At 65.7% G+C, this 14,765-nt stretch carries 13 protein-coding genes; 7 read left to right on the top strand and 6 right to left on the bottom strand.

Annotated features, from left to right (window positions below; all coding sequences use genetic code 11):
• Positions 1-47: 47 nt before the first annotated feature.
• A complete protein-coding gene (locus GGR13_RS07150) occupies positions 48-1,712 on the bottom strand; it encodes an amino acid permease (RefSeq protein WP_183212796.1) in 1,665 nt (554 codons plus the stop codon).
• Positions 1,713-1,879: 167 nt separating this feature from the next.
• Here GGR13_RS07150 and hrpB point away from each other — a divergent pair, with 167 nt between their 5' ends.
• On the top strand, positions 1,880-4,321 hold the full coding sequence (hrpB, locus tag GGR13_RS07145) for an ATP-dependent helicase HrpB (RefSeq protein ID WP_183212795.1): 2,442 nt from the start codon (positions 1,880-1,882) through the stop codon (positions 4,319-4,321).
• Between the two features lie 5 nt (positions 4,322-4,326).
• On the opposite strand, the gene GGR13_RS07140 is transcribed toward hrpB, so the two are convergent.
• The 4 genes from GGR13_RS07140 to GGR13_RS07125 are packed head-to-tail and all read right to left on the bottom strand — an operon-like array spanning position 4,327 to position 7,946.
• Positions 4,327-4,725, bottom strand: a complete 399-nt coding sequence (locus GGR13_RS07140) for a host attachment family protein (RefSeq protein ID WP_183212794.1) — start codon at positions 4,723-4,725, stop codon at positions 4,327-4,329.
• A 56-nt stretch (positions 4,726-4,781) separates the two neighbouring features.
• Complete coding sequence (locus GGR13_RS07135; RefSeq protein ID WP_183212793.1) at positions 4,782-5,606, bottom strand: TrmH family RNA methyltransferase; 825 nt, start codon at positions 5,604-5,606, stop codon at positions 4,782-4,784.
• Positions 5,603-6,508 carry a class I SAM-dependent methyltransferase gene (locus tag GGR13_RS07130; protein ID WP_183212792.1) on the bottom strand — a complete coding sequence of 302 codons (906 nt, stop codon included), beginning with the start codon at positions 6,506-6,508 and terminating at the stop codon, positions 5,603-5,605. The genes GGR13_RS07135 and GGR13_RS07130 overlap by 4 nt, the downstream gene beginning before the upstream one ends.
• A gap of 16 nt (positions 6,509-6,524) precedes the next feature.
• A complete protein-coding gene (locus GGR13_RS07125) occupies positions 6,525-7,946 on the bottom strand; it encodes a glycosyltransferase family 2 protein (protein ID WP_246347732.1) in 1,422 nt (473 codons plus the stop codon).
• Between the two features lie 124 nt (positions 7,947-8,070).
• Here GGR13_RS07125 and GGR13_RS07120 point away from each other — a divergent pair, with 124 nt between their 5' ends.
• The 4 genes from GGR13_RS07120 to GGR13_RS07105 are packed head-to-tail and all read left to right on the top strand — an operon-like array spanning position 8,071 to position 11,262.
• The gene (locus GGR13_RS07120) at positions 8,071-8,715 is read left to right on the top strand and encodes a TetR/AcrR family transcriptional regulator (protein WP_183212791.1); all 645 of its coding nucleotides are present in this window, start codon (positions 8,071-8,073) and stop codon (positions 8,713-8,715) included.
• Positions 8,716-8,771: 56 nt separating this feature from the next.
• The gene (locus GGR13_RS07115) at positions 8,772-9,512 is read left to right on the top strand and encodes an ABC transporter substrate-binding protein (RefSeq protein WP_246347731.1); all 741 of its coding nucleotides are present in this window, start codon (positions 8,772-8,774) and stop codon (positions 9,510-9,512) included.
• Between the two features lie 8 nt (positions 9,513-9,520).
• Positions 9,521-10,507, top strand: coding sequence for a FecCD family ABC transporter permease (locus GGR13_RS07110; RefSeq protein WP_183212789.1), 987 nt, complete (start codon positions 9,521-9,523; stop codon positions 10,505-10,507).
• Complete coding sequence (locus GGR13_RS07105; RefSeq protein ID WP_343060308.1) at positions 10,495-11,262, top strand: ABC transporter ATP-binding protein; 768 nt, start codon at positions 10,495-10,497, stop codon at positions 11,260-11,262. Before GGR13_RS07110 ends, GGR13_RS07105 begins: the two co-directional genes overlap by 13 nt.
• Here the strand turns inward: GGR13_RS07105 and GGR13_RS07100 are convergent.
• Complete coding sequence (locus GGR13_RS07100) at positions 11,253-13,283, bottom strand: lytic transglycosylase domain-containing protein (protein WP_246347730.1); 2,031 nt, start codon at positions 13,281-13,283, stop codon at positions 11,253-11,255. The genes GGR13_RS07105 and GGR13_RS07100 overlap by 10 nt on opposite strands.
• A gap of 112 nt (positions 13,284-13,395) precedes the next feature.
• Between GGR13_RS07100 and dapA the strand changes: the two genes are divergently transcribed.
• Together dapA and smpB are read left to right on the top strand one after the other, a co-directional pair.
• Positions 13,396-14,280: a 4-hydroxy-tetrahydrodipicolinate synthase gene (gene dapA, locus GGR13_RS07095; RefSeq protein ID WP_183212787.1), complete on the top strand. Its 885-nt coding sequence runs from the start codon at positions 13,396-13,398 to the stop codon at positions 14,278-14,280.
• Positions 14,280-14,765 (top strand): SsrA-binding protein SmpB, encoded by a 486-nt coding sequence (gene smpB / locus GGR13_RS07090; protein ID WP_183212786.1) that lies wholly within the window; start codon positions 14,280-14,282, stop codon positions 14,763-14,765. The genes dapA and smpB overlap by 1 nt, the downstream gene beginning before the upstream one ends.

Below are 14,765 nucleotides of genomic sequence, written 5' to 3'. Positions count from 1 at the left end.
GCCCGGGATCGCTCCCGGGCCTTTCTTGTCGAGGTCTGATCCTTCGATCAGTCCTTCTGGTTGTCCACGCCGGAGCCCAGGGCCTGGGCAGGCGACGACATCGTGCTTTCCTCGGTGATGTCGATCCCTTGCGCCAGCTTCGAGTGGGCAAAGCCGTAAGCGATATAGATGATGGCACCTACGACCGCATAAATGCCCAGGATCGTCAGCGGCAGGGGATTGCCGTTCATCGCATGCTCGATCATGGGCCAGAAGTTGAATCCGGCCAGTGACAGACAGGCGAAGATACCGAGGCCCGCCGTGATGACGCCGCCCGGGACCTTGAAGGGCCGCTCCATCTCGGGATGCCGGATGCGAAGGAAGATCACGCTCAGGCAGACGATCGAGAAGGCCACTGCCGTTCCCAGCGAAACGAGGTCGCCGAGGATGGAGATGGGCAGGAAGGAGGCCGCGATCGCGATCAGCACGCCCAGCAGGATCGTGCCGATCCAGGGCGTGCGGAACTTGGGATGGATCACGGCGAAGGCGCGGGGCAGAAGGCCGTCACGGGCCATGGTGTAGAAGATGCGCGTCTGGCCATAGCAGAGCACCAGCATGACCGAAGTCAGGCCCGTGATGGCACCGATCTTGATCAGGAAGCTGATCAGGTTCAGTTGCCCACCTTCGGCGGTCGCCAGGGGAACATTCGCCCATTCGAGTCCCATGCGGTCAATGGCGACGGCGACCGGCGCCGGGCTGGCGAGTTCGAGATATGGCACCACGCCGGTCATCACGGCGGCGACGGCCATGTAGATCAGGGTGCAGACGAAAAGTGCGCCCAGAATGCCGACGGGGACGTCCTTGGACGGGTTCTTGACCTCGGCAGCAGCGGTCGAGACAGCCTCGAAGCCCACATAGGCGAAGAAGATGATCGACGCGCCACGGAGGATCCCGGTTGCGCCATACTCACCGAAATTCCCCGACGTGTTTTCCGGGATGAAGGGCACCCAGTTCGCCGGGTTGATGTAACCGACGCCGACGGCGATGAAGGTCAACAGGACGACGATCTTGATCAGCACGATGACGTTGTTGATCTTGGCGGATTCGCTGACGCCGAGAACCAGCAGCCCGCACACGGCGGCGATGCCGATCGCAGCGACCAGGTTGAACGTACCGGTCAGCGGGAAGGTGCTCCCGGCCTCAGACACGACGGCCTGCACAAGCGGTGTGGCCCATGACGGACCTTCGCCGCCTGCGTACTGGATCATGGGGAACAGGCTTTCGGACAAGCCGAAGTCCTTGAGGATCGAGACGACATAGCCTGACCAGCCTACCGCCACGGTCGAGGCGGCAACGCCGTATTCCAGCACCAGCAGCCAGCCCATGATCCAGGCGAACACTTCGCCGAGGGTTCCATAGGCATAGGTGTAGGCCGATCCGGAGACGGGCATGGTCGAAGCGAGTTCGGCGTAGCAGAGGCCCGCAAGGCCGCAGGCGATGCCGGCGACGACAAACGACAGCATGATGGCGGGGCCGGCATTAGCCGCAGCCACCTGACCCGTCAGCACGAAGATGCCGGCACCGATGATGGCCCCGATGCCGAGGCTCATCAGATTGATGGGACCCAGGGACCGTTTCAGCTCGCTCTTGGCGGCCTCGTTCTGGATCTGAGCAACTGATTTCTTGAGGAAGAGCTGGTTCTTGCCAGCCCCTACGCCTTTTTTAGCCGACAAAGTCGTGCCCCTTGATACGGCGAACCCTCCCCGGGTCGCCTTCCTGCGCGGACGCTAGCGATGGATGCTGCGGCGCGCAACGCGGTTTCCGATCGGTGAACGTCGGGCGACGCTTTCGTGAACGCGTTTTTGGTTCCTGTGGCTTCGATTCACGCTAGGTCGGCTTTGTGACCCTGCCCATTCACGCGATTATCGACAGCCTCAAGGCGGCCATTGCCGGCAACCCGGCGGTCGTGCTCGCAGCCCCGCCCGGTGCCGGCAAGACCACCGTCGTGCCGCTGGCCCTGCTGGATCAGCCCTGGCTGGGCAATCAGAAAGTTCTGGTTCTTGAACCCCGCAGGCTGGCCGCTCGGGCGGCAGCAGAGCGAATGGCGCATATGCTCGGCGAGACTGCAGGCGATACAGTGGGCTACCGCACGCGGCTGCAGAGCCGGATCGGCCCTCGCACCCGGATCGAGGTGGTTACCGAAGGGGTGTTCACCCGGATGATCCTGGAGGATCCCGGTCTCGACGGGATCGGGGCCGTTCTTTTCGATGAGTTCCATGAGCGCAGTCTGGACGCTGATCTGGGACTGGCCCTGGCCCGAGAGAGCCAGTCACTGCTGCGCGAGGACCTCAGGCTGATCGTCATGTCGGCAACGCTCGACATCGCCGGGGTGTCACACCTGTTGGCGCGGCCCGACGGAAGTCCAGCACCCGTGATCGAAGCGGAAGGGCGGATTTTTCCCGTCGAGACCCTGTACGTCGGACGCAATCCGGTCGAACGGCTGGAAGACGCGATGACCCGCGCCTGCCTGACAGCGCTGGCGGACCAGCCCGGATCGATCCTCGCCTTTCTGCCGGGGCAGGCTGAAATCCACCGCACCGCCCAGCGACTGAAGGAGCGGCTTCGCGATCCCATGGTCGATGTCGCTCCCCTGTTTGGCGCCCTGGACAAGGCGGAGCAGGATCGCGCGCTGCACCCGGCCTCTCCGGGACGGCGCAAGATCGTACTCGCCACTTCGGTGGCTGAGACCAGCCTGACCATCGAGGGGGTGCGCGTCGTGATCGATGGCGGCCTGTCGCGCGTGCCCCGGTTCGAGCCGTCCAGCGGCCTGACCCGGCTGGCGACCGTCCGGGTCAGCCGGTCTTCGGCCGAGCAGAGGCGCGGACGGGCAGGGCGCACCGAACCGGGGGTCTGCTACCGACTGTGGGACGAGGAAACGACCCGGGGGTTGGTGCCGCATCAGCGGCCTGAAATTCTTGAGGCTGATCTGACCGCGTTTGCCCTGGACCTCGCCCGCTGGGGCGCCCGATCGACGGACGGGCTGGCGCTGCTCGATCCCCCGCCCGCCGGAGCCCTGAAGGAGGCACGAGCGGTCCTGACCCGGTTGGAGGCGCTTGATGCACGGGGTGGCCTGACGACGCATGGTCGCCGCCTGACGAAAATCCCTCTGCCGCCGCGTCTGGCGCACTTGGTGGCTTTCGCGTCGGATGGGGGCGATGCGACTTTAGGAGGCCGGATCGCCGCCGTCCTGAGCGAACCCGGTCTTGGCGGGAACGAGACCGATCTTCGCGACCGGCTCGGGGGCTTTGACCGCGATCGCAGCCCTCGTGCCGTCGACGTTCGAAAACTGGCGGACCGCTGGGCCCGGACGGCTGGAGCCGGGAAGGGGGGAACGGTCGATCCGGGTCTTCTGATCGCACAAGCCTTTCCCGAGCGGGTCGCGAAGGCTCGTGGCAAGCCAGGAGAGGTCCTGCTGGCCTCGGGGCGGGGCGCATTCATCGATCCCAGCGACGGACTTTCGGCCGAGCCCTGGCTGGCCGTCGCCGATCTGGGGGGTGGCGATGCCCGCGACCGGATACGTCTGGCTGCGCCGGTCGACCCCTTGGCACTGGCGGAACGACTGACTGTCGAGGAGCGGCTGTCGCGCGAGCCTTCCGGACGGATGGTGATGCGTCGTATCCGTCGCCTCGGAGCCATCGTATTTGATGAACGGATCACGGCCACGCCGGATCGCGCGGTCCTGACGACTGCCTTGAGGGCAGAGGTCGACGCCCTGGGCATCGATGCCGTCCGGTGGGGCGAACGCTCCGCCGGCCTGCGGGCCCGGCTGGCCTTTCTGCGTGAACGGGACGCCTTCTGGCCGGATGTAAGCGACTCCGGCCTGTTCGAGAGCCGCGAGCTTTGGCTTTGGCCGCTTTTGGGGGAAGTGCAGTCGCTGGACGATATCAGCGACGCAGCGTTGGAACAGGGATTGCGTGCGCTGGTCGACTGGGATCGGCAGCGGGCACTGGACGAACTGGCTCCGGCCCGGCTTGTGACGCCCCTGGGAAGTTCCGCCATCGACTATGCGGCCGAGGGGGGGCCACGGGTCGACATCCGGGTGCAGGAGTTGTTCGGGGTCAGAGTTCACCCCACCGTTATGAATGGACGTGTTCCGCTGACGTTGGCCCTGCTGTCTCCAGCGCGTCGCCCGATCCAGATGACCAAGGATCTGCCAGGCTTCTGGTCGGGCTCATGGAAGGAGGTCCGGTCCGAGATGCGCGGACGATATCCCCGGCACCCGTGGCCCGAAAGTCCGGCGGAGGCTGAGGCCACCAACCGGGTCAAGCCACGGGGAACCTGAGGCGATCAGGCCTTCTGGATGGCCGTGGCGATGTCGTCCGTCGAGTGCCCGGTCAGGTCCTTGGCGATTTCGCCGACCAGTTTGCTTTCGGTCTGTTTGTGCCAGCCCTTGCGGAGTTGTCCCAGGGTCTTGGGCGCAGCGATGACCAGCAGGTTGTCGACCTTGCCGTTCAGAACGCGGGCGTTGATCGCGTCGGCCACACCGACCGCGAAACCGTCTTCCGCCTGGGTATCGTTGTCGGGGTTGGCACCGCTGGAGTGACGACCGGCAGCTCCGGAAGCCCGTTCCTCGATGGCACCGACGGGCATCGCCTTCAGCTTGATGTCGGCGTGGCCGATGTTTTCGAACAGCTGAAGTTTTTCGCCGTCGACGATGGCCACCAGCGTGCCTGTCGGAATGATCATGAAATGTCTCCTGTTACTGAGACATCCCAACGGGTGGGGAGGCGCGGGGTTGCTCCCTAACTGTCGGCCAGGGCGTCGGTGACCGCATAGACCATGATGCCTGTCGCGACCGCCAGGTTCAGGCTGTCGGCACGTCCACGCATCGGGATCTTGACGTTGACGTCACAGGCGCTGGCAAGGCTGTCAGTCAGTCCCGCCTGCTCATTGCCCATCAGGATCAGGGTCGGGGCGGAAAGAGGCGCGTCGCGGTAGCCATGGGTGGCATCCAGCCGGGTGCCGATGACGCTGCCGCTCCATTTCGCGCGCCAGGTCAGGAAGGCCTCGGGTGTCGCGCGCGCGATGGCGACTGCGAATACCGAGCCCATCGTTGCCCGGACGGCCTCGACCGAGAACGGATCGACACAGTCACCGATGAGGATCACCCCGCCGCAGCCCGCAGCATCGGCAGTTCGAATGATCGTTCCGAGATTGCCGGGATCCCGCACCTGCTCAAGGGCAACCCAGCAGGGGGCAGAGGCCGGATCGATGTCGTCCAGACGGGTGAAGGCCTGTTCGAACACCGCGAGGACAGTCTGGGGATTCTCGCGACGGCTGATCTTTTCGAGGATCGGGTGGGTGACGGTGACGACATCTCCGCCTGTGCGCCGGGTCTCGGCAATGGCCCGGTCCAGAAGGGGGTGGGCACGCGCCTCCATCCCCACCAGCAGGGTCGTCGGCGTCCGTCCCTGATCGAGGGCCTCGCCAATGAATTTCAGGCCTTCGGCGAGGAACAGTCCGGTCGCTTCGCGCTCCTTGCGCATATGCAGGGCGCGGACGGCCTTGACCGTCTCGTTCGTGAGCGAAGTGATCAGCCGGCCCTGATCGGGCGGATAGGCGCTCATGCCGACCACCGCGCAAAGAAGCTGAGACCGATGGCCCGGCCCTCGGGACCATCCTCAGAAAGCGCCAATTCGCCCCAGTCAATGCGTCCGCCGCGGTCGCCGACGGCCTCGCGCATCAGGTGGGCGAGCGAGATGCCCGAGATCCGGGCAGCATAAGCATTCAGCAAAAGGAAGTCGGCATCGTCGGCCAGAAGCGCCGCACAGTCCTTCAGAAGGCCCGGCATATCCTCGAAAAGTCGCCAGACCTCGCCATCGGGGCCGCGTCCGTATTTCGGAGGATCCAGGATGATGCCCTGATACTTCGAACCCCGGCGGACCTCGCGAGCGACATATTTGCGGGCGTCCTCGACGATCCAGCGGATCGGGGCATCGGTCATGCCGGAATGGCCGGCGTTCTCGCGTGCCCAGGCGACCGACTTCTTGGAGGCATCGACATGGGTGACTTCCGCGCCCGCTGCGGCACTGGCCAGCGATGCGACACCCGTATAGCCGAACAGGTTCAGCACGCGGGGGGCTGAGGCGCGGGTCGAGGCGATTCGGCGGATCGTACGATCCAGCCACTGCCAGTTGGCTGCCTGCTCCGGGAAGAAGGCGAGGTGACGGAACGGGGTGAACCGGCCCGTAAAGCGGGCCTCACCCCAGGCCAGCGGAAAGGTCTCGATCGGTTTTCCGGCAAACCGCCAGCGTCCGGCCTCATCCTCATCGTCGGGATCAAACACGGCGTCAGCACGAGCGAAGGCATCCGGGTCGCGCGGCGACCACCAGCACTGGGGCTCGGGGCGTACCACGGTGTAGGGACCATAGCGCTCAAGCTTGCGGCCCCCGCCGCTGTCCAGCAGGGCGTAGTCCGGCCAGGCGGTCGTCAGCAGGGTTTCGGGCGTCGGCGACAGGACAGGAGGCATGGCGCTGATTAGGCGGTCAGACGACCTGTCGTCCAGCGTGCACGCAATGGACATCAAACGTTACGGGATCGGGCCGGTGCGGGGTCTTGTCCCAGGTGAAGGGCTCGACCACGAGCCGCCATACCGCATGGGCAAAGGCCAGGGACATCAGGGACCAGTAGATCGGGCTCATGATCATGTCATTGGCGCTGTAGGGCACGCCAGCGCGGCGCGCACCGATCTGTCCGCTCAGCCAGGCGGCTGCCGTGCCGAGGATCATGACGCTGACGGCGAAGGCGGGCGGTATCGGTGGCAGTCCGGCCAGCAGAGAGATCATGACCGTGGCCAACAGCCAACTGACTGCGAGGGCGTGAAGACCTGCAGATGCCAGTGTACCGCCAATGGTCACGGTCAGGGCAACCAGTCCGGCGAACCCCAGGCCGCTCAGGGTTCGCGTATGGACGCCCCAGGTCTGCATGAAACCCTTGAGCCATCGTGTCCTCTGGGGCAGCCAGTCTTTGAGGGCGTTCGGCGGGACCTCATGGGTCGGCCGGGTCATGATGCCGAGGTGCCAGCCCTGACGCCACAGTCGAAAGCCCAGATCGGCATCCTCGGTGACATTGAAGGGGTCCCACCCGCCGGCCGCCCGCAGGACGTCGATACGGAAGTGATTGCTGGTCCCACCCAGCGGGAAAGGCATTCCAAGTCTCGCAAGTCCGGGGAGGGTGACCTCGAAGAGCGACGCATATTCGACGGCAAACTGACGGTGGAGAAAGGCGGAATCCCGCGAGGTTTCGTGGGGAGCGCTGATCCTGAGCGGGGCCTGGAGACAGGCCAGACGGCTATCCGGGCTGTCCGAGAAACGTGCTGCGGCCTCCCGCAATTGGCCCGGATCGGGATGATCCTCGGCGTCATAGACAGTCAGCAGGTCTCCGGTCGACAGCCGCAGATCATGGTTGAGTGCGCGAGGCTTGGTCATTGGATCGCCGGGAGGAACGATGACGACCTCCAGCCAGTCCGGTCGAGGCGCGCTTTCAGCCGCCGTGAGCGTCGGTGTATCGTGCGCCTCTATCAGCAGCATTCCTTGAAGACGGTCCTGGGGATAGTCGATTGCAGCCAGACGCCGGATCAGTTGCGGGACGATGTCAGCCTCGTCATGGAGGGCCGCGAGGATGGTGTAGACGGGTAACGGGTGGCTGTCCTCGACAGGCGCGTCGGAGCGCTGGCGACTCACGATGACCAGTACGATCCTGAATGCGGCCAGGATCAGGAAGCCGATCTGGGTGGCCACCATGACAAGCGACAGGGTGACATCCCTCTGCCACCAAAGACTTGCGCCAAAAGATCCCAAGACCACGAGGACGACCAGCCTTTGAAGGAATGACAGCGAGCGCATTCGCGCGCTGAACCGAAGCGGCAGTTCCGTCGCCAATCTCTCGGTATACGGGTGCTCGACCATAACCGCGCGTTTAGATAACAACGTTACGCGTGGCAAGTGATTGGCGTGGCCGCGGGATTGGCGCTATTCCTGCAAAACCTGCGGCGCATGCCTCCTGATCAGGTCTATCCGTGGAGTTTGCGATTTGTCGGCCGCTTCCCTCGACAGTGCCGTTCCCCAACCCCGGTCAGCCCGAAAGCCGAAGGGAGAGGGACACTCGCGACGGGCGGAAATCCTCGTCGCTGCCGAACGCATCTTCGTTGAACATGGCTATGAGGGCGCCACGATCCGCAAGATCGCTGACGAAGTGGGCCTGTCCTCGACCGCCCTTTACATTCACTTCGCCGACAAGGGCGCGATCCTTCAGGAAATCTGCCGGACCGCGTTCGAGACCCTGATCGCCGCGAACCGGGCTATCCTGGAGGCGACCGACGCACCAGAGGAACGTCTTCGACGGATGCTGGCAGCCTATGTCGCGTTCGGCTTTGCCAATCCCAACGCCTACCGCCTGAGCTATCTGACGCGCCCGCTGGAAGCGCGTGACGGTGCCGAGAATGCCGCCCAGCAACTGGGTGCCGAGCTTTTTGGCTCCTTTGCCGACGTGGTAGACCAGCTAGACAGCGCCGGCCGGCTGAGAGTGGACGCCAAGGTCGCGGCCCAGGTCTTCTGGGCCGGTGTCCATGGCATCGTGTCCCTGATCATCACCAAGCCCTATTTTCCCTGGGCCGACCACGATGCACTGTTCAGGACCATGTCGGATGCCCTGTTCGAAGGCCTGCTGACGTCGTGAGTCCGATGGCCTTTGCATGCTCGGTGGCGGGACTGATCGGGCTCGCCTCCGGGGCAATGGCGGAACCACTGCGGGTCCTGTCGCTGGATCAGTGCGCAGACCAGTATGTTCTGGCGCTCGTTCCCGAGGCCACGCTTGCGCTTTCACCACGCGCTGACGACGCGGACTCCCGGATGCGGATTGCGGCGAGAGACCATCGGCAGGTTCGTCCCACGCTCGAGGCTGCCATCGGCTTTCGGCCCGATGTCGTTGTTCGCTACTGGGGCGGTGACCAGCGGCTGCTGGATCATCTGGAGCGGCGGGGGCAGCGCGTCGTCACGCTGTCGGACGCCAGCGACTTCGACGCCATCCGCGCCAATATCCGCGTCGTGGCCCGCGCGCTTGCCGTTTCGGGTCGCGGGGAGGCGTTGATCAGCAGGATGGATCAGCGACTTCTCGCCGCGCGTTCGGTCAGCGGCTCCCGGGGGGCTGCCCTGTATCTGACAGCCGGCGGGTTCACGGCGGGCGCAGGCACGCTGATGGACGGCATGCTGCAGGCGGCGGGATTTGAAAACGCGACGGAACGGCCTGGTTTCGGTCCGGTCAGCGTCGAGCGGATCGCCTTGACACCACCCGCGCGTTTCGTGCTGGGCTTTTTCGATCAGGTCCGCGCCGACTGGCGGGGACCAGGACGGCACCCGGTCGTGCGCAGGGCGGCGAGCGGGCGAACGGTGACGCGCCTTCCGGCCTCCGTACTGACCTGTCCCGCCTGGTTTGCTGCCGATGGCGTAGCGATGATCGCGGCGCGTCGCCCGTGAGCCAGCCCATGCGCGAGCGCAGTTTGAACGTGGGTCTCGGTCTGGCCATCTTGGCGGCCCTTGCCGTTGCCGTGCTGTTTGGTGAATCCGAACTGGCATGGAGCCAGTACGCCGAAGCGGTAGGGGACCTTTCGTCCGGACCCGCTGAAGTCCTCTGGCAGGTCCGTGCGCCGCGGGCCGTGTGCGCCCTTGTTGTGGGCGCGGCGCTGGGCCTGGCAGGAGCGGTGTTGCAGGGGCTGCTTCGCAATCCGCTGGCCGACCCTGGCGTACTGGGCGTGTCCGCGACGGCCGCGCTGGGGGCAGCGCTGGCCATCGTCCTTGGTCTAGCAGTGTTTCCGGGTGCAGTGGAGATTGCGGCACTGGCAGGTGCGGCGGTGGCCGGCGTTTTGCTGGTGGCTGCGGCGACACGCCTTCGCACGCCCGAGGCCCTGATCCTGTTCGGCGTGGCCCTGTCCAGTTTCGCGGGCGCTCTGACAGCGCTCATCTTCAATCTTTCGCCTTCGCCGATTGCGTCGGCGGAGGTCATGTCCTGGTTGCTGGGGTCGGTGCAGAATCGCAGCTGGTTCGATGTTGCCTGGGTCGCGCCCCCGGTCCTGGCCGCCGGGGTGCTGGCCGCCATGGCGGCGCCGGGCCTCCGGATGCTGGCCCTGGGCGAAGAGACGGCAGCCACCTCAGGGCTGGCCATGGGCCGCCTAAAAATGATGGCGCTGCTTGCCGCCGCCATCGCGGCCGGCGCCGCTGTCGCGGTGGCAGGGGTGATCGGCTTTGTCGGACTGGCAGCGCCCCATCTGGTCCGCCGAGCGGTCAGGGGCGATCCGCGTCGCCTGCTCTTGCCGTCCGCACTGGTCGGCGGTCTGGTTCTGGTGGTGGCAGACCTGCTGGCCCGGATCACACCGACGGATCAGGAACTCAAGCTGGGTGTGTTCACGGCCCTGATCGGGGCCCCGCTGTTTGCCCTGATCGCCTGGCGAGCGGCGCGGGAGTGGCGGCTGTGAGCGCGCTGGAGCTTCGGGGAGCCGTTGTGCGGCTTGACGGGCGGATCGTGCTCGATCGCGTCGACCTGGGCGTCGCTCCCGGTGAAATCGTCGCTCTGGTCGGTCCCAATGGTGCCGGGAAGTCCAGCGTGATCCGGGCGCTGCTCGGATTGATCTCTCTGGAAGCAGGTGAGGCGCGGCTTGGAGACCAGCCGGTTTCACGCCTGTCGTCGCGAGCGCGGGCCGAACGCGCCGCCTATCTGCCACAGGAGAGAAGGATCGCCTGGAACATGGCAGCCGTCGATATCGCGGCGCTTGGGGCCCCGTTCCTGTCAGGCGCAGATGCCACTCGGCGCGCGCGGGAGGCCTTGGCCCTGGTTGGAGCCACCTCGCTTGCCGATCGAGGGGTGGCGGACATGTCCGGAGGCGAGCGGGCCCGTGTGCTGCTGGCGCGGGCCCTGGTCTGCGAGGCTCCCGCACTGCTGGCCGACGAGCCGATTGCCGGGCTGGATCCGGACGCCCAGCTCCTCGTGCTGGACCTGTTGCAGCAGCGGGCGCGATCAGGTCAGGCGGTGCTGGTCAGCCTGCATGACCTGACGCTGGCCGCTCGCCATGCTGACCGCGTCCTCGTGATCGACCGGGGCAGGATTGTTGCTGACGCGCTCCCGACCAAGGCGCTGTCAGCCGAACGACTGCGAGAGACGTTTGGCATTCGCGGCCGATGGATCGACGCGCCGTCCGGCCCTCTTCTGGACCTCGACCGGCGTCAGGGCTGATAGGCGCGGGGTCCGGGCGGCGTGCCGCGCGCGATGTCCTGTTGGGTCGTCAGAGGGGCTGATCCACCATTCAGACGCGCCTTGTAGACGGCCATGTTTTCCATCACCCGCATCATATAGTTCCGGGTCTCGGTGAAGGGTGCACACTCGATGAAGTCGACCGGATCGACCTGAGCGCCGCGCGGGTCCCCGCAGCGGGCCGTCCACTGGGGCGGGCGCGCCGGGCCGGCATTGTATCCCACCGTCGCCAGCAGCATCGATCCGCCAAAATTATTGGTCAGCTCCTGCAGGTGATAGCTCCCCAGCTGCATGTTGTAGTCAGGATCCCACAGACGATCCTGGGAATAGGGCAGGCCCATGCGTCTGGCGACGCCAGAGGCGGTGCCGGTCAGGAATTGCATCATGCCGCGTGCATCGGCGCTGGAGCGGGCCCGCGGATCAAAGCTGGATTCCTGGCGCGTAATGGCCAGCGTGAACTCCAGCGGTGCCGCTCCGGCAACACGGGTGGGGATGCGGATGGGGTACATCCGTTCCGGCATCAGAACGCCACGCTGGCTTGACGCGCGGCCGACCATCATCGCTCCGAAAGTGTCGCCATAGCCGTTCATCAGGTCCATCAGCAGGGCCAGATCGGATGGGTTCGGTACGGTGTCATCCAGATGATAGGCGAACACGCGCAGCAGGGACTGCTCGCCCGTCTCGCCGAGAATCCGCGTTGCGCGAACGACCTCATTGCTTTCGAACGCAGCGACGTCGGCCGTCGTCGGAGCCGGGTCGCTGGGCAGGGTGAGGGTCGTCTGACCGGCTTTCTGGGCCGCCAGCTGTCCGTAGAAGGTCTGGATGTGCTGGGCACCCTGCTGGTACCATCCCCGGGCACCGGAGACGTCGCCCTGGGCTTCGGCAGCCCGACCGAGCCAGTAGAGGGCGCGCCCCTGGGTGATCGGCGTCGAGGAAGACTGGCGAAGCGTCTCGAAATGTCGTGCGGCCCGACCGGGATCATTCTGCTTGGTCAAGGCAACCCAGCCGGCGAAAAACTCGGCATCGACCTTGCGATCGCCGCCCGGGAAGCCGTGGCCCGCCATCGCGTCATAGGCCGCCGCCCAGTTGCGCTGCTCCAGGGCCTCGAGGAAATAGTTGCGACGTTCGGTCCAGAGGGCCGATTGGCCTTCGGCATGGGAGGGTGCTGCGGGAAGGTAGCGCAGCAGCGAGAAGCCCTCGGACTCACGGTTCGCGGCCCGAAGAATTCGGACGCGCTCGAAGGCGACATTGGGGTCGATGGCCTGATCCGGTGACAGGGACGCAATGGTCGCATCGGCGTTGTAGGCGCTGCGAAGCGCCAGTGCGGCATTGGCCGTCGCCCGACGATCGGACGGCACGAGGGCGGCCATGGCACGGGTTGCCGGGCCGTGCGGCCCGAGCAGAAGCATGTTCATGCGTGCGGCGTGATCATCCGGACCCAGCCATCCGCCCCAGCGTGCGAGGATCCGGGTCTGGGTCGCGTCGTCGAACGAACGGGTCCGCCACCAGTCGCGAATCAGGGTCTGGGCCTCGGACGACCGCCCCCCGCGCTCCATCGCCTCGGCGAGGACGATCGCCCCCTGGATCGTCGTGGGCTGGCTGCTTCCGAAGAACGCAAAGGCGGCATCCGGGCCGGCTCCGGCACGGTCCAGCGCAATCTCGCCCGCTTCGCGCCGCGATTCGGCCCGTGGCCAGCCGCTCAGCATTTGCTGGTCCTCGGCCAGTTCGGAATAGGACAACTGTTCAGCCGAGGTATCGACGAGCGCCCATTCCACCAGCTTGCGGGCTGTCGGGTCGCCGATCTGGCGCAAGGTGTTCTGGGTGCCGATGACATCGCGAGCCCGGGCCTGGGCCAGGCCCTGACGGAAAAGGGCCGTGTCCTGATCGTTCAGCACCCGCGGCTGAAACGCGGCGCTGGTCGCATACGGTGCGGGCTGGCTGTTCAGATTCTCTTGCTGAATCGGGGCCAGAACCGCCAGGGCGGCCAGAGTTGCAGTCAGCATTCGGCGTGAAATCCTCATTCAATCCGGTTGCGACGACGTCGTCGGCAACCTACCCTTCAAGACCTGCAACGGGCGCGCATCGCCCCTTCCCACCCAAGGTCTCTTGTTTCCCATGTCCGCCCCCTTGTTCAAGGGCGTGATCACCGCCCTGATCACACCTCTTCGTGACGGAAACGTGGACGAAGCCGCCTTCGAAGTTCTGCTCGAGCGCCAGATCGCCGCTGGCGTCCATGGCGTTGTCCCTGTCGGCACGACCGGCGAGAGCGCGACCCTGCATTTCGACGAACACAAGGCTCTGGTCACGCTTTGCGTCAAGCTGGCACGAGGCCGCGTGCGTGTGATCGCGGGGGCGGGGGCTCCGGCCACGAACGAGGCGATCGATCTGGTGCAGCATGCCAAGACGGTGGGTGCCGATGGGGCCCTCGTCGTTGCACCCTTCTACAACAAGCCCTCGCAGGCCGGGATGGTCGCCCATTTCGAGGCGATCGCCGAGGCCGTGCAGTTGCCGGTCGTCCTCTACAATGTGCCGGGCCGTACGGGTGTGGACATGGCAAACGAGACGGTCGCGACTCTGGCCTCCCATCCGAATATCGTCGGGATCAAGGATGCCACCGCCGACATGGCGCGGGTGGCATGGATGCGCGCCCACATCCGGTCGGATTTCGCCCTGATCTCCGGCGATGACGCCAGCTTCCTCGGCTATATGGCGCAGGGGGGACACGGGGTGATTTCGGTGGCATCCAATGTCGCGCCGGAGCCGATGGTGGCCCTGTATGACGCCTTCATGGCCAGTGATCTGGCCAGTGCGCGGTCCTGGCAGGATCGGTTGATTGATCTGGAGCGCGCACTGTTCCTCGACAGTTCGCCTTCGCCTGCCAAATATGCGCTCGCGCGTCTGGGGTTGTGCACTGAAGATGTGCGGCTGCCGCTCGTGACGACCCGCGATGACGTGAAACCCGCCATCGACGCCGCTCTTTCGTCCGCGGGCGTCCTCTGATGCCTCCACCCAAGGAAAAGGCCCCGCTGACGACATCCAAGGTCATCGCCGAGAACCGCCGGGCGAAATTCGACTACTTCCTCGAGGACAACGTCGAAGCCGGGATCATGCTGCTGGGGACCGAGATCAAGGCCCTGCGGATGGGCCGAGCCAATATCGCCGAGAGTTATGCAGCGGTCGAAGGCCGCGAGATCGTCCTGATCAATGCCGATATCCCGCCCTACGCCCAGGCCAACCGCTTCAACCACGAGCCGCGGCGGCCGAGGAAACTGCTCCTGCACCGAAAGCAGATCGATCGGCTCATCGGGGCGGTGCAGAGGGACGGCCAGACGATCATCCCGATCCGGCTGTATCTGAACGATGCCGGCAAGGCCAAGCTCGAGATCGCGCTCGCCAAGGGTAAGAAGCTTCATGACAAGCGCGAAGCCACGGCTGACCGCGACTGGGCCCGGGACAAGGCCCGGCTGATGAGGGACAAGGGCTAG

The sequence above is a fragment of the Brevundimonas variabilis genome (genome assembly GCF_014199945.1).
GTDB classification, from domain to species: Bacteria; Pseudomonadota; Alphaproteobacteria; order Caulobacterales; family Caulobacteraceae; genus Brevundimonas; species Brevundimonas variabilis.
The sequence above is the reverse complement of the archived record's forward strand: the minus strand, read 5'-3'. Positions and strand labels throughout refer to the sequence as shown.

Coding starts and splice junctions, on each gene's coding strand:
- GGR13_RS07140 (WP_183212794.1), bottom strand. CDS start 4,725: ATGATCATTCCGACAGGCACGCTGGTGGCCATCGTCGACGGCGAAAAA.
- GGR13_RS07135 (WP_183212793.1), bottom strand. CDS start 5,606: ATGAGCGCCTATCCGCCCGATCAGGGCCGGCTGATCACTTCGCTCACG.
- smpB (WP_183212786.1), top strand. CDS start 14,280: ATGCCTCCACCCAAGGAAAAGGCCCCGCTGACGACATCCAAGGTCATC.
- dapA (WP_183212787.1), top strand. CDS start 13,396: ATGTCCGCCCCCTTGTTCAAGGGCGTGATCACCGCCCTGATCACACCT.
- GGR13_RS07115 (WP_246347731.1), top strand. CDS start 8,772: ATGGCGGAACCACTGCGGGTCCTGTCGCTGGATCAGTGCGCAGACCAG.
- GGR13_RS07125 (WP_246347732.1), bottom strand. CDS start 7,946: ATGGTCGAGCACCCGTATACCGAGAGATTGGCGACGGAACTGCCGCTT.
- GGR13_RS07100 (WP_246347730.1), bottom strand. CDS start 13,283: ATGCTGACTGCAACTCTGGCCGCCCTGGCGGTTCTGGCCCCGATTCAG.
- GGR13_RS07110 (WP_183212789.1), top strand. CDS start 9,521: ATGCGCGAGCGCAGTTTGAACGTGGGTCTCGGTCTGGCCATCTTGGCG.
- GGR13_RS07130 (WP_183212792.1), bottom strand. CDS start 6,508: ATGCCTCCTGTCCTGTCGCCGACGCCCGAAACCCTGCTGACGACCGCC.